The following is a 14,413-nucleotide window of genomic DNA, read 5'->3' on the forward strand; positions in this document are numbered from 1 at the left end:
CGGCTTGTTTAAGGATTGCTAGGATTTGGCTGTCGCTAAATTTTGATGTTTTCATGCAGAATCTCCCTGCGTATATATTACGAGAAAATTCTACTTTTGAAATCTACTATTTTTAGGGGGGATTAGCCCAAACTTGTAACGTTTTATTTGATTATGTAACCAAATCAAGCTACCTTGATATCGTTACGTAATCAAGAGGTTCTAAGTATGGCAGATAAAAGTGATGCTCATAAAGGGGCGCATGGTGGTGTACGTAAAGGTGCTGGCCGCAAGACTAGATATGAAAAAACGATAGTGATGAGAGTTCCTGAACAATATAAAAATGCGATCAAAGCATTAATTCAACACATAGATGAATGCGAAAAAGTTGATCATCACTACTCACCTGTAGTTTCTAAACCTATATTTACAAGGTCGTTGCAGGGCAAGCCGCAACAAGTTACTTTTACGGTGAGTTCAGTAAAAGCAACTTGATATCGTTACAGAATCAAATGTATTTATCAAAAAAATTGTTTAGGACAATCTATGTATCAGAAAGCTTTCTATATACTTGGTGGCAAAGACTTTGATTTTAAGGATGATTCATTACTTAACATTATTCAGTTTCTCAAAATAGGTTTACCTGAAGCAATGCTGGATGAAGCAGCAAGATTAATGGGATTGAATAAAAAGCATGTAATCTTGCTGATAGGAAAAGCTTCAGGTAGCACAAGTTTAAAATTTGTTTGTCGACTATCCCCGAATCAGAGCGAACGTATGTTAATGATTATTGAAGTTTTAGCTCAAGCCGAGCAATATCACGGTAATAATGCAGCCGCTTTGAAATGGTTAAACACTCCAAACCTCCAATTATACAATGAAACCCCGCTGAATTATCTTGATACAGTAATGGGTATTAAACTTGTTTCAGAAGAACTAAATAAACTCTCTCATGGAATGACAACATGAAAAAAATTAGTTAGGATGCAAACAATCTCTATTGGAACTTTAGATAAATTCATCAAGAAATTAGTTATGGACAGTTAGTTTTCATTAAAGACTATTACAAGTCATCAATCCCAATTTCGATTTCTTCTTGATCACGTCGCCGATGAACTATTTCAGCTATTTCACAATCTTCATCTATAGCAAATAGCAAAGATTCATCATCATTTAAAGAACCGTCTATTTTAATATCCTTTAAAATACCTTTTGCTGAGCCATGTTTTTTCACAAAGGAACTCCTCTTACAAAATTTGTATTATAGGTATAAATGGGCCATTTACTAAACCGTTTTTGGACAGAAGCTTGTTAGTGCCCAAGCTCTAACACTCACTATTCGCATTATGATAAGTATGGTGAATTTAGGTTAACGCCATAGTCTCTTGTTATAAAGCTCGTACGGGAAAGCCTTCTAAAATCTCATCTAGATCTTCGATAATAGATTGGAGATAGGTTTGATCAAATCCTGTAGAGAACTTAAGTTCATTTCCAACACCAACACTGTCCATGCAATTACCCTCTAATTCAATTCCACCTCTTCCATTCCCGATTAGCTTGATTTCAAGCTGCCCCTCAAGACTGTCGAATGTAGCTGTACCTTTTAGGCAAACATAGAGCTTTTGTATTTCTTTAGAGAACTTAACGAAATCATAGGTTTGAAAACTGGCAGAAAATTTACCACTGAAGCTTCCAAATGAAACACTAACAGAGCAAATAAGCCAGTTATCATCAAAAGACTCACTGCTTGGAGAATGTTGGTACTGTTCTACAGTGATCTCAACTTGCTCATTTGGAGAACAACCGATGGATAAACTCATACGTTCCTTGTGCTTTATAACGTTTTAGTATTTATACGTTGCGCTATTTGCAAGGCATAAATCGCTTGTTGGACTTGGCCTATGCCACATCCATATTAATCGGTATGTTTTATGCTATAGGAATTTGCTTTTTTACGGTACTTGTTTTTTGTACAGCTTTGTATCTAATCACCTTTTCTGATTACATCTTTTAAGAAAGGTTTTCGATATTTTAGCTTTTATATTGCCCGTTTATGAGTTTTCCCAGATATACCTTACTGACACGTAATGGGGCGTCTATAGTACGAGTAGCTAATCGACTGTTGTTTCAATCTAGGGCTAGAAAAAATAAAATCGCTTGCGCTTAACGAAGCAAGTAAGATCCATTTCATCAAACTTTGTTGGGTTCTGGCTATAATTTCAAATTGAACTTCAATATCAGTCTTCTTCTGGATATGCTTAACTCGATTAAATATCCTGTCTTGGGAAGAAACATCGCATACTTTCAAAGATAGTAAGTGTAGTGGTCAAGCTTAATTGGCCCTAAGTTTGCTATCAATAGCCAGATTGAATAGTGCTAACTGCATCAAGTTCTCCTCAATCTCTAGTCTCGTGCGAATACGCCAAATTTCTTCAAGCCTGAAAGGCTTTTTGACACCACTTCGTTGTCCACGGTTTAGTATGACCATGATGACCTCCTTTTTGGTTGACTGGTCATAATGGTCATAGTTAGTAGGATTGGGATACAAATAAATTACACGTCTAGGCTCATTTCTGAACAAAAAAGCTAAGTCTCGGTGGCATTTAGTACCACCGACCTTCGACTGTTCTTGTTTGATTTCAAATTCATATCATATAGAACACCACATCAATCAGTGATTCTTTACCCGGCGCAGCAGGAGAGTGCTTTAACATCCTTGTTAAAGGTCTGCGCGCAGAGTTTTAGTCCTTCCACCATGGTCAGGTAGGGGAAGAGTTGATCCGCTAGCTCAGTGACTGTCATGCGATTGCGAATGGCCAATGCTGCACTCTGAATTATTTCACCGCCTTCATGCGCCAATATTTGCGCTCCGATAATTCGACCGGTTTTCTTTTCTGCCACTAATTTAATGAAGCCGTCGGTCTCGAAGTTGGCCAGGGCTCGTGGCACATTTTCCATGCCCAAGACTCGACTGTCCGTCTCAATATCTTGCGCCTTGGCCTGTACTTCGGTTAAACCCACAGTGGCGACTTGCGGATCGGTAAAAATCACCGCGGGCATAGTGGTGAGATCCAGTTTGGCGTCGCCACCTATCATATTCACAGCAGCACGACTGCCAGCTGCGGCAGCAACATAGACAAATTGCGGCATATTGGAACAGTCTCCGGCGGCATAAATGCCGGAAATATTGGTCTCCATTCGTTCATTGACGATAACCTCACCGCCCTGGTTGGTTTTAACACCGATTGCGGCAAGATTAAGTTGGCTGGTATTGGCATTACGCCCGGTACTGATCAACAGTTGATCACCAATTAACGTTCCCGCATTGGTTTCCAGCGTAAATTGTTCTCCTTGATATGAAACGCTTGCCGCCTGAGTGTGATTCAACACGTTAATGCCTTCTTTTTCAAAACATTCGCTAAGTTTCTCACCTAGCAAGGGGTCTTCTGCATACAGTAATGAATGCCGCGCCAATACCGTCACCTCGCTACCTAAGCGGCGATAAGCTTGTGCTATCTCCAACGCGACCACAGAGGAGCCAATCACGATCAGATGTTGTGGCAGCGCTTTGGCAAATAATGCTTCTGTGGATGTCCAGTAAGGGGTGCCGGCAAGACCATCAATCGGCGGGATCGTCGGCGTCGAACCGGTGGCAATTAATATTTTATCGGCATGCAGCACTAGCTCTGAACCATCGACTTTACGGATGATTAAGGTATTGGCATCGTTAAATCGTGCAAACCCTTTAATTAAACTCAGTGCGGGATTATTGTCTAGAATATTCTGGTATTTGGCTGCCCGCAATTCTTCCACCCGCGCGGTCTGCTGCTCGGATAAGCGCGCTCGACTCAGTTCTGGGGCATGATTTTCCAGTCCTGCAAACGGGTTGCTTCGCTGTTGCTGAGCCAATTGCGCCGCTCGAATTAAAATTTTGGACGGCACACAGCCAACATTGACACAACAGCCGCCGATCACCTCGCTTGCTTCAATAATGGTAACCTGTGCGCCACGCTCCGCTGCCTTGATGGCGCAGGCAAAAGCGCCAGAACCGCTGCCTATGATGGCGACCCGTTGCTGAGGGCTAATGTCTTCTTGCTGGTCAGTGTCGCCACACCTTGTCGTGTCTTTAAGCTCTGTTGCAACGTAGCCTAAGGCATTAATCGCTAGGATCAGTTCTGCTACATTGACACCATCTCTTGTGGTGATCACAGCTAGGGCTTTTGCATAAGACACCTCAGTTTTAATGACGCCTTCAACGGCATCGAGCGCCTCTTTAATGTGTTCGACGGAGCTTGGGCAGCTCATCCCTTGTATGGATAAGCGTATGGATAATAAAATCATTTTCTTTCCTCAACTAAGGTAAATAATCATTGGCTTAAACGGCACAACTTTCATCGTCGCAGCGCTTATTAGCGGGTGAAAAAATGTCCCATACAGAAACGGCCACCATCAGCGCGAGCGCCGAATAGGTCACATAAGCACTCCAGCCATATTGAAACAAGGGGTAGAGTGATAACAAGAGTAGCGCTGGGCCGAACATACCCAGAGCACTGCGATGCCACTGCCTATGGCTGAACCAGCCCAGTCCGTTAAGCACTAAGGCAATCCAAGCGAATAGGGGCAATAAGGTGTTGACGAACAGGCCTTCCCATTGGCTGAGAAAGCCTAATCCAATCGCTGCGCCCAAACTGGCAATCGCCGGGAAACACATGGCGCAGCCCATAGCAGAGATAACAGCACCCAAGGAGCCCGCTTTATCACCGATGCGTGTCAGCATATTGAATAAATTGGTCATAGCCTTCTTCCTATTGTTTGATAGTTGACGGGTAACCTGCGTTGGTGGTCGCATCGATTAACGCTTTGACCGTGGTTTTCTCATCATCAAAGGTCACAATTGCCACCTTGGTCTCAAAGGTGACATCGGCCTCGCTGACGCCTGCAACATTTTGCAGCGATTTTTTCACCGTAAAAGGACAGGTAACGCAGTTCATGGTCGGCACGTCTAAGGTCACAGTTTGTGGTTTGGCAGCAGCAGTCAAACTGGTGAGTGCCATAAGGGTTAATAACGTGACTTTTTTCATTGTATTCTCCAAGTGTTAGTTAAAAGTGTAAGTGCTATGAATCGCTGTGTTCTGTCATTAATCTTCAATTGGTTAACGCCAAATCCTTGGTGCTGCACTTAGGCAAACCAGACAATCCAGTAATTGCTGGTCACTAGCACTAGCGCTGCGAGTGCCGTTAACCAAAAAATGACCTGTCGACGCTTGCGCACTTGCGGCACGGCGCAGGCGGTTCCTGGATCACATGCTTCCATTGGGCGATAAACGTTTCGACCGGCGACAGCAAACAGAGCCAATACCACAACAATGAAAATAGGACGATAGGGTTCTAATAAGGTCAGGTTACCAATCCAGGAGCCACTGACTCCCAGCAACAGCAATATGAAAGGTCCAGCGCAACACAGGCCAGCGCCGACGGCGGCAACAATGCCACCAATAATGGGCAGATTAGGATCTTTTGGGGACACGTCTTACTCCTCAGTTTTCAATGTATGGAGTAAGTGTAAGTGCCGTACCTATGTACGGAGTCAAGCATATTTATCTGTGGGTAGAGTCGATCAGGGTTGCAAGGAATCGATAATGGGGCAATGGCTGTCATCTTCATTGTTATGGCACTGTAGCAACAGTGTATTAAGCGCGGTTTCCAAGCGTCGTAAATCAACCATTTTTTCTCTGACGGCGCCAAGTTTATGCTCGGCAAGCTCTTGGACTTGACTGCATGGGCGATCCTCTAGGCTCAATAGATTAGCAATTTCCTCCAGCGTAAATCCCAACTCCTTGGCTCGTTTGATAAAGCGAATACGGTTCACCGTTTCATTTGGGTAATGACGGTAACCCAGGTCTGGCTTCAGTGGTTGCTCGATCATTCCTCGTCGTTCATAAAAACGCACCGTCTCAATATTGATACCAAGCTCATTGGCCAGCTTACTGATGGTTCTTTTCTTTTCAAGTGAGACAGAAGTCATACCTCTTCCTTTGATTACTATTATGAATGGGATCATAACATTTCTTATTAGGTGGCCAAATCTACTATGCCACTACACAAGAAGTATAAACGATGCTGAACTCCATAATTCTGACTTGAATTTAGTGGCAAGAATCCAGTAATTTATGAGGCTCACCGCCATTGCGGGGCTTATTCGTATTAGAATTACTTATGGATTAAAGTAGTACCCGAAACACGCTTTGGGGCATAAATAATTTACGTGTCTAGGCTCATTTCTGTACATGTATATGATTCAGTGAATATTTTTTATGGTTCATAAGAGAACTAGCTTCACACGCGGAGCTTTTTTCTCGGTCAACATCACCTTTAATGGCATCAATAGCTTTCAGTATGAAAAAATAACAAAAATCTTATTCTCAATAGCACTCTACTTCTTTAAAAAAGAGTCCTGAAATATTATTTTTTTTAACTATTGAATATAAGCTATTTTCGGCATCAGTAGTGTAATAAAAAAGACCCGTTTCGCGTACTCTAAATAGATTGGGGTTAGTTATACCACTCTTGTTAAATACCATGCGCTTAAACTTGCGAATCCTATCAGGTCGACCGTTACGCATATTTCTTTCACTAAGTTCTTCATTCAAGGCGTTATCAAACCCTAATACATTAAATGCAAACCATTTAGCGCCGTCATTATTACATTCTAGAAGCTCAATGTTCTCTCCAAAATCATTAAGGAATAACTGCGAATACATTGGAGAAACAACAAAGGTAGAGGCACCTAAGCCAGCTATGTCTGGTACTTTAAGTTTCAGCTTGTTCGAAGGTTCAACTTGCCAAACAACATTGAGTACCCCCCAAAATTCTTTCATTGGAGTATTACCGTTAAATGAAAGCAACCTATTTTCAGTCAATTGCAAAACATGCTCAAATGCCGATTCACTCAGAAGCATAAATTCATCAGGGTCAAGATATACGCTAAATACCTTATTAAACTTTGAAGTCATTAGTTATTATTACCCTGCTGCAGTTAAAGATGAATTAATCGGAAATACACCAATCTTGAGGTCTTCTGCTACATCACGTAACGTTTCAATAATCCCACGATGGCCTAAACCTTCGGCTATAGTATCTTCAAGTAGGTATTCAACATTCAGATAGTATTTACCGGAGTGTATCTTTGAGTGAGGATAAGCATCAGGCATTGAGTCCATTGGGACATGCTTTTGAAATCTAGGAAGGTAAACACCATTGGCTTCGTGATCTATATCTATACCAAAAGCTGCTAATCTTAATCTAGACCTAGCGGCACGCATATCACTCCAGGATACAATATGATGAGCTGCAGTATTATCAGGCTTCTTTCCACGATTAGCTGCATACATATTCTCGGCTAATTTAGTAGAGTGCATCTTCATGTGTTCCCAACGCACTCTTCGGGATAAAAGCAAGTCTGCTTGTGGAATTATGCCTTCTTTATACTTTACCGAGTCAATAATTTCACCTCGATAATAAATACTAAGAGATTCAGCATGAGCTTTTGCGAGGGTACGGTCACCTGTTATTCGAGTTAAATCATCCTCAATATCAGTGACCGATACTTCATATATTTTTTGTTGATTATTCATTTATCTAAGTTCCTTTTAGATTTTAGAAAGTTATTATCACAAATGGTAAGATTATATTCAAGTTTCATATGGATATGGATAAGTTATTACAACATTTATAAGTAAGGCAATAGGTGTTATTTACTTATATTTTGTTCACTAACTTATTTTTGGACATGTGTGAGTCCGTCTATGATCTAATTTAGATTTTCACGGATTAGCATAGATATCGAAAACTAGGTTGATGCAGTGCTCCGGCTGGCTCGGAACAATTTATCTACTCAAGTTTGGCTACTACACGTTTTTTGCGAGGTTTAATTGATGCGCTAGATTGCCTTGCTAAATCTTCAAGTGTTAATCCTTGTGCTAACAATAAATCTTGAATTTCTTTAATCTTAGATGCTTTAGCTGCATTTTCAGCCTGCTCAGTATCCTTTAGTTTTTTGAGTGCGTTATAAACTGTATTAACTCGGTTTACTAGTTTGGTAACATCTTCATAATGAAGCTCCGAAAACAGACCTTTAATACTGTTTCTGTTGCTTAGAATTTCTAGTGCGATAGCACGTTTTTCAGTGATAGTGTTAGCTTGGCTCATTTGTATCTCCTACAATTTAAATAAATTCGTATCACAATATATTACCTCAATGAAAAAGTTCTAGAAGTTAAAGACATGGGTTTATCAATGAAAAGTGTCATGACAAAGGGATGCAGGCTCGTTGATTTTTACTACATTTGGCTCAGCAATATAGTAGCTTTTAAGATACTTTGTGTCGAATTTCGTATCTTTATCAGTCAACTGCTTAAGCAGTTTATAAAGGCTTAAATTCGATGATTCGTTCGAAGGATCAAATAGCCAAGAATGAACATCAACGATTAAAGATGAATACAAAGTATCTTGCAACGTAAGAATACTTCTCCGAATAGGAGAAGATAGGGAACTTGGGAGTTGCTCAGATTTATTGATACAGACAGGAGTTCTTTGCGTTCCAAAAGATTTAAGTAGCCAATGGTCGCTGAATAAATTTTCTTCTGAAACCTAGGTAATTGCTGTTTTCTCATTGATTATCTCTAAACACATATCAGAAGCACTACTTAAAGCTAATAACAGGATTGAAAAATGATTTTTTATACGGTTTACACCTGCACTCTGTTTGAAAGGCTAAATATGTTTCCGTTGTTATTGGCAACTTTTCATTCATCTTTCCTGAACAAAAAAAACAATGCTTGTGTCCACAGTCCTGCGCACTTATCAATGTGGCTTCTTTTACCAAACCCGTATTATACATTTTAAGGTAAGCGTCATCCCATGCTTTATCACAAGTAGCTTTATAATATATTTTACTAATTTGAGAAAAGATGGATTTAGCTTCATCCATACCGACACTAAACTCTGTGCATATTTTTTCTAGATCTAGCTTTTCTTCATGCTTCAAGTGACGCAGGATCAGGTATTCATGTTCAAGTAAACTGAATGAAGACTCCTTAAGCTCACGCATAAAGTATTCATCAAGAGATCTAAACTTGATTAGCTCTTTCTTTTTTATGAAAAACCTTTTTAACTTTGAAAACATTGTCTTAGTCCATATATATAAATATAAGTAGTTATAGGTTTTTAAATTTGTCGAAGTTATTTAAGCAAGTATCATAATAGAATTCAGTGAACCCACTTGTAGAACCTAATTTAGCAGTTCTATATGCATGAGCCATTACTATTTTAATAAAGTTAACCGCCTTTCTCTCCTTTTCAGATGATGCTTCAAATCTACTCAATTTGGTTTCCATCTCTTCTTTCGGAATATTATCAACGGTAGCGGCAGCTAGCATGCTGCTCGCAATTAATGCAACCTCCTCACATTTATTTATTTTAATTTGAGCTTCTTCATAGGTTAGACGTTCTACTGATACAACTGAAAATGAGCATATTGCTAGTGATATTGCTAGTAACCTATTCATAAGCTTATCCCTTGATGATGTCAATTAAGAGTAATGAGTTGCTATCCAAACCTCTGAACATTTAACCATTAACGCTTAAACTTATTAATGATTTTGCAGTCTCTAATATTTTTAAGCTTTGATACTCTCCTGAGCTTTCATAGCTTGCATTTGTAATTTCTATTAGCATTAGCAGAGTATTGAAATTAGGTATTAGTGGGCTCAATTCACCTTTTTCTAGAAAATAGCTATCGACTAAGGCTTGTACAGCTGCTCTAGCCGCTTACTTTCCTGAGTTTATGAATAATGCTGATATACTGTTCATATACCTTTCAAAATTTCCTTCAAACTCCTTAATATAATGCTTGCTCTCATGCTCATTCATTATCAACTCCTTTATGAGTATAAATTTTGATTTTCTAGTGACTAAAATACTCCATAAAAGTGTTAAAAACAACCACTGAAATATTGTAAGTTATTGAACAGTAACACGATATCGCTATAGTGAATTTGAGGTGTAGGTTCGCGATGCCTAAGACTAATACAATTTCATGCTCAAAAAGCAGTAGCTAAGTATTGTTGTTATTGACATTAGTTAAAGTAGGGCTTAATTAGTTTAAGTAGTTGTTGCCAAGCATATGTTCAAAAATGATAGTGGGGCATAAGTGAGTCAGCGAAGATGTCGCTGACCCAAAAATGGACAGAAATGCGTTAGATATAAAGCTCTAACGCGATCCCCTCGGTGAGAAAATATATGTTGAAGCCTTAGGTATTGAGTTAGTACATCTTAGGTGTCTAACATATCCCATTCATCACCTAACACCCAACGTAATGCTGACAATTTTCCATTAATCATGCCCCACTCAAAGTCGCTCCAAGGCCCTACATTGTCATAGGAGTCTTCAACACGTTTTGCAGACTTCATAGCACCTTTAAGGATATTCTCGTGAATGACATTATTGCCATAACGTTCAGTACCCTCAGGAACAACTTCGATTTCGCCATTTTCAATGCCCCACATGCGATTCTGGTGCCTGTTATACCAAACTTTATCGACTAGCTCGTCCATCGCATCGAGGATTTCTCTTAGACCTCTGGTTTCCTCTGTGTAGTCATACTCAAATTCAATACCATCTAAAAAATCCTCGTCAATTTGATTAATTGCTGATGCTAGATTATTAAAATAAAGAACATTCGTATCGTTAAAAATATTACCAAAATCAGAATGTGGTTGGCGGTGATCCTTTGCAGAAAAGTCATTGTGATTGTGGGTTATGAAAAAACAGCAAGCTGACTCACTATCTACACCCTGCGAGAACTCATAAAATTGTTCGATGATGACCGCATCAGCTACAGAGTTTTTACTAATGTGAAATGGTGCTCTTTTATCTAAGCCACGCTGAACTGCGGCTACTTTAGATCGTTCACTAATACTGATTTTTTTTGCTGATTCGATGAGCCTTTCAACTCTGTGAATGGTCACATAGTTGGCATCAGTTAACAGTGGCAAACGCGCATTGATGTCATTTAATACGTCTATTGTTTCCGCTTGTTTATCGTCTGCAAATTCACTTACTACTGCTTTGACTTGTTTAAATTCTTGGGACAGCCTTTTGGCAGTTTTGTTTGCTACATCTTCCTTGTTCCTCTCGTACTCTTCGACAACTAGGTCGGTAACCACAAGTGTAATCACACCCGATGCAACCAACTCTTCCAGTGCAGAAACCAAAGGAAGGTCATGCTTTTTTGTCGAAATGTCTAAAAGAACACAGGTATCAAGAAAAATATAAAACATAGCACCTCAAATATGATGAATTTCTGCTAATAAAGTATCGTGTTACACAACGAGATCACTGATCTCAATGTTGCCATAAATATTGTGTTTGGCAACGCGCAACTTTAGATGAGCCAAGTTTTCATTTTTCCTAACCAGTTCCGTGATAGTAGATTTGTCAAATTCGCTCATACCGTAACCAAAAATGATAGATTCAAATGCATCAAACGGTATTCGTTTGAGGTTGACTTCAGGGTAGCTTTTAAGCATAGGGGAGAGTTCATTAGGTAATTGAACGCCAAAGTCTGGTTGTACTAATGGCCCTACTTTCTCTTCGCATAACATAAGAGGGCATACAATTCGAGTTTCATCTTCAGAAGACCATTGTTTGGCTTTGGAATATAGCAGCCGTTCCGAGAACTCAATTACATCAATACCATTGCTACTAAGAGATTGCATAACTCCTAATGGATTACCTAAATCCGCAACATGGAAGTTTTTTAACGGAGCACCATTCATTCTCATCATACCTTTATAATATGTAAGAGAAGCTCTTTTATCTGGAGTATAACTAACATCTTTCGGGGGAAGTTGGTTGAAAAACGCATGATTCTCATTGAAAGTAACAGCTAGTCCCTTACCTTCACTAGCATAATGTGTCCACATAAGTTCATTTGTGTCAGACTTTGACAGGGATAAAATCCCTAACTGACAGCTTAATGCCTCAACTAAAAATGAGTTGACTCTTTCAGCCGTTTGAGTCAGTTGCTCCCGATCATAATCTTCCATTGAGTTGAAGCCTTCTTGATCTAGCATATGCGGGAAATGGTCTCCATATCGAGAGCCACACGGTTTTAGGAAGAAGTTTTCTAATTCTTCATTTGATGGGACATAGGAAGGATCGGTTTGCATTTTATCATGTTCTTTTTTTGCCCATGCATAATCCGCTGGTGAAAACTCATTAAAATATGGCCATAGTCTCGCCTCACTTCCTTTATCATTAAGGTATTTAGGCTGAGTCATGCGAAATAAACCGTTTGATATAAATTCTACTCTTGGTGACCAACTATTGGTTCTATTATCGAAAACCAAACCATAATACTTTACAAGCATTAGTACTCTCCAGTCGTGTAAGCCTACCAATGCGGCGCCGAGCAACCTTCCACACACATAATGCGCCACCTTTCATATACTTGCAATTTACAATCAGTCCATCACTTGAATCAAAAATTCATGTATTAGAATGCAGTGAAGCCATTTAGTGCAACAGAAACCCACTACACACCTTCAGATAACTTTTTATAAGGCAAAATCAGACTAACAGGTGATGAATGAGTATTTACTCTGAATGGTTTTGGGGCAAATGCGCGCTAAATTGGTAGCTCTAATTAGAGATTTTCGAATTTAAATGTCTATGGATAACGCCTCTGGCAACAGCAGAAAAAATTGGTGCGGCTTTTGGAACAAAAGACATGATTTTTTGCAGTCCAAGGAGCTTACCAACTGATGCTGTCTAGCCTTGTTATACGTTCTCATTTACTTGGTATCATTCTTAAGGCTGCAAAATATTCATCGTGAAGCATGCCTCTACCCATAATGGTATTGCTCAAAAAATATGTAGTGATAGAGCCTGAATGCATGTTTTTAATTCTTTGTTTAGCCGCAAATGCAGGTTTAATGCGTTTATAGACATCTTCCCACCAATCATTACCGTACCTTTTTTGGATACTCTCTTTAATACGGTACATTCTCTTCTTACTAAATCTACTTTCGTCTGAAGCAATAATGCTAGCCCATATCATTCTAATTTGTAGGTCATCAGGAATCCAATTTTGACTCCTTAATTGCCTAATTATTTCTGGGTGTAAGAGTAACTGATTATTTGCAATCATTCGCTCCACCCAAAGTGGCTGAGCTTTCTGATAGGCAATAGCAGCTTCTGACTTCGGATAGCCAGCAACATGCATTTTCCACGTATCCAGAGCATCTATATTGCTTAGTTTATTGATTAGTTCTTGCATAGTTTCAATGTCATATAACGATCAAGCTGACTTGCCGTGAAAACGTGTAGCGGCTTAGCGGCTTAGCGGCTTAGCGGCTTAGCGGTCAAGTGAGGCGCCTGATTAGGCTCATAAAATCTCCAGCGACTCGATAACACTTCGCAAGATGCTCGCCGTATCTTCACTATGTTGATTGTTTCTCGTAAGCGCTATGACTCCAACGTTTATATTTTCCACAACTGTTCCGTAAGACGTTGACACTCCTTCGCCGCCAGTTTCGCCTGAAACTATTACAAATGAGGGCCATCCTGGTTTGAACTCTTTATATTTTCCATAATCAACTATCTGGTGCCCTTGAGTACGTAAATGGTTAAGCGAGGATTGCAGCATGTTGTCGATTAAGCTGATAGAGGTCATTTCTCTTTCCCGCCATCCCAAAGGGCGCGAAGTAATTAGGATTGTGATCTTGCAAGACCCGTCAGACTTTATAAGCATTTCACTATAAGTATCTTCATTTTTCCTTTTAACTGCCCACGATTTAGGCACTGTAATAGAGAAAGATGAATTTTGGTCTGTTTGACGTACTTTTACACTGTCATTAAATTCTGATATGTCACAATCGGGCCCAAACCATCCTGCCTGCGCTGAGCCAGTGTAATAGAGCAACACCCAAATTAGGATATAGCCTATGGTAGAAATGTGTTTTTTGTTAACGCAGCTATTGCTACATATTTTTGCCGTCATTGACCGCTCCTCATGTGCCTAACGATTAAGCTAAGGGGCTGGCTTTAGTCAGTCCCAGTGTGCGCCTTGATACTCATTGAGCCTCCTCCCTAGCAAGCCGCATCAGCGGTATGCTTAAGGTGACTAAACCAACAGGAGAAAGCTCAATGAGATTTTATAATAACTCACATCCATACTACTGTGGTATCGATTTACATGCACGCTTACTTTATGTTTGCATCATTGATTCTAAAGGGGAAGTTGTTGTTCATAAAAAGATAGGTGCCAGCAAAGATGACTTATTACTCATACTAGAACCCTATATCGGCAATGTGATTGTCGGCGTTGAGTGCATGCATTGCTGGTATTGGGTGTCAGATTGGTGTGCTGAA

At 39.8% G+C, this 14,413-nt stretch carries 19 protein-coding genes and 1 pseudogene; 3 read left to right on the plus strand and 17 right to left on the minus strand.

Annotation, left to right across the window (positions count from 1 at the left end; genetic code table 11):
* Nucleotides 1-207: 207 nt before the first annotated feature.
* Complete coding sequence (locus tag H5125_RS20485; protein ID WP_011638879.1) at nt 208-474, plus strand: hypothetical protein; 267 nt, start codon at nt 208-210, stop codon at nt 472-474.
* A 51-nt stretch (nt 475-525) separates the two neighbouring features.
* Complete coding sequence (locus H5125_RS20490) at nt 526-948, plus strand: antitoxin Xre/MbcA/ParS toxin-binding domain-containing protein (RefSeq protein ID WP_011638878.1); 423 nt, start codon at nt 526-528, stop codon at nt 946-948.
* A 94-nt stretch (nt 949-1,042) separates the two neighbouring features.
* Here the strand turns inward: H5125_RS20490 and H5125_RS20495 are convergent, their stop codons facing one another.
* The 17 genes from H5125_RS20495 to H5125_RS20575 all read right to left on the minus strand — a co-directional run bounded on the left by H5125_RS20495 (nt 1,043) and on the right by H5125_RS20575 (nt 14,042).
* On the minus strand, nt 1,043-1,213 hold the full coding sequence (locus H5125_RS20495; protein ID WP_165870202.1) for a hypothetical protein: 171 nt from the start codon (nt 1,211-1,213) through the stop codon (nt 1,043-1,045).
* 154 nt (nt 1,214-1,367) lie between these two features.
* Nucleotides 1,368-1,799 carry a hypothetical protein gene (locus tag H5125_RS20500; RefSeq protein ID WP_011638905.1) on the minus strand — a complete coding sequence of 144 codons (432 nt, stop codon included), beginning with the start codon at nt 1,797-1,799 and terminating at the stop codon, nt 1,368-1,370.
* Between the two features lie 512 nt (nt 1,800-2,311).
* Entirely contained in the window at nt 2,312-2,467 is a 156-nt protein-coding gene (locus H5125_RS22485) for a hypothetical protein (RefSeq protein WP_207891339.1), read from the minus strand.
* A 194-nt stretch (nt 2,468-2,661) separates the two neighbouring features.
* Nucleotides 2,662-4,320 (minus strand): mercury(II) reductase, encoded by a 1,659-nt coding sequence (gene merA / locus H5125_RS20510; protein WP_011638907.1) that lies wholly within the window; start codon nt 4,318-4,320, stop codon nt 2,662-2,664.
* 34 nt (nt 4,321-4,354) lie between these two features.
* Nucleotides 4,355-4,774 (minus strand): organomercurial transporter MerC, encoded by a 420-nt coding sequence (merC, locus tag H5125_RS20515; protein ID WP_011638908.1) that lies wholly within the window; start codon nt 4,772-4,774, stop codon nt 4,355-4,357.
* Between the two features lie 10 nt (nt 4,775-4,784).
* The gene (gene merP, locus H5125_RS20520) at nt 4,785-5,060 is read right to left on the minus strand and encodes a mercury resistance system periplasmic binding protein MerP (RefSeq protein WP_041413222.1); all 276 of its coding nucleotides are present in this window, start codon (nt 5,058-5,060) and stop codon (nt 4,785-4,787) included.
* 98 nt (nt 5,061-5,158) lie between these two features.
* Nucleotides 5,159-5,506 (minus strand): mercuric transporter MerT family protein, encoded by a 348-nt coding sequence (locus tag H5125_RS20525; protein ID WP_011638910.1) that lies wholly within the window; start codon nt 5,504-5,506, stop codon nt 5,159-5,161.
* A 90-nt stretch (nt 5,507-5,596) separates the two neighbouring features.
* On the minus strand, nt 5,597-6,004 hold the full coding sequence (merR, locus tag H5125_RS20530) for an Hg(II)-responsive transcriptional regulator (protein WP_011638911.1): 408 nt from the start codon (nt 6,002-6,004) through the stop codon (nt 5,597-5,599).
* A gap of 397 nt (nt 6,005-6,401) precedes the next feature.
* Nucleotides 6,402-6,992: a hypothetical protein gene (locus tag H5125_RS20535; protein WP_102036571.1), complete on the minus strand. Its 591-nt coding sequence runs from the start codon at nt 6,990-6,992 to the stop codon at nt 6,402-6,404.
* 9 nt (nt 6,993-7,001) lie between these two features.
* Entirely contained in the window at nt 7,002-7,613 is a 612-nt protein-coding gene (locus H5125_RS20540; RefSeq protein ID WP_102036572.1) for an AHH domain-containing protein, read from the minus strand.
* A gap of 256 nt (nt 7,614-7,869) precedes the next feature.
* Complete coding sequence (locus tag H5125_RS20545) at nt 7,870-8,187, minus strand: H-NS histone family protein (RefSeq protein WP_102036573.1); 318 nt, start codon at nt 8,185-8,187, stop codon at nt 7,870-7,872.
* Between the two features lie 493 nt (nt 8,188-8,680).
* Entirely contained in the window at nt 8,681-9,163 is a 483-nt protein-coding gene (locus H5125_RS20550) for a hypothetical protein (protein ID WP_182745246.1), read from the minus strand.
* Nucleotides 9,164-9,194: 31 nt separating this feature from the next.
* Nucleotides 9,195-9,545: a hypothetical protein gene (locus H5125_RS20555; RefSeq protein ID WP_182745248.1), complete on the minus strand. Its 351-nt coding sequence runs from the start codon at nt 9,543-9,545 to the stop codon at nt 9,195-9,197.
* A gap of 766 nt (nt 9,546-10,311) precedes the next feature.
* Complete coding sequence (locus tag H5125_RS20560) at nt 10,312-11,319, minus strand: PIN domain-containing protein (protein ID WP_182745250.1); 1,008 nt, start codon at nt 11,317-11,319, stop codon at nt 10,312-10,314.
* Nucleotides 11,320-11,361: 42 nt separating this feature from the next.
* Nucleotides 11,362-12,411, minus strand: a complete 1,050-nt coding sequence (locus H5125_RS20565; protein ID WP_182745252.1) for a DUF2971 domain-containing protein — start codon at nt 12,409-12,411, stop codon at nt 11,362-11,364.
* A gap of 419 nt (nt 12,412-12,830) precedes the next feature.
* Nucleotides 12,831-13,319 carry a hypothetical protein gene (locus H5125_RS20570; protein WP_182745254.1) on the minus strand — a complete coding sequence of 163 codons (489 nt, stop codon included), beginning with the start codon at nt 13,317-13,319 and terminating at the stop codon, nt 12,831-12,833.
* A gap of 108 nt (nt 13,320-13,427) precedes the next feature.
* Nucleotides 13,428-14,042: a hypothetical protein gene (locus H5125_RS20575; protein WP_182745256.1), complete on the minus strand. Its 615-nt coding sequence runs from the start codon at nt 14,040-14,042 to the stop codon at nt 13,428-13,430.
* A gap of 146 nt (nt 14,043-14,188) precedes the next feature.
* Between H5125_RS20575 and H5125_RS20580 the strand changes: the two are divergent.
* Nucleotides 14,189-14,413: pseudogene (locus tag H5125_RS20580) on the plus strand (IS110 family transposase); the annotation flags it as partial.

It is taken from the genome of Shewanella sp. SR44-4 (assembly GCF_014163715.1).
Taxonomy (GTDB): domain Bacteria; phylum Pseudomonadota; class Gammaproteobacteria; order Enterobacterales; family Shewanellaceae; genus Shewanella.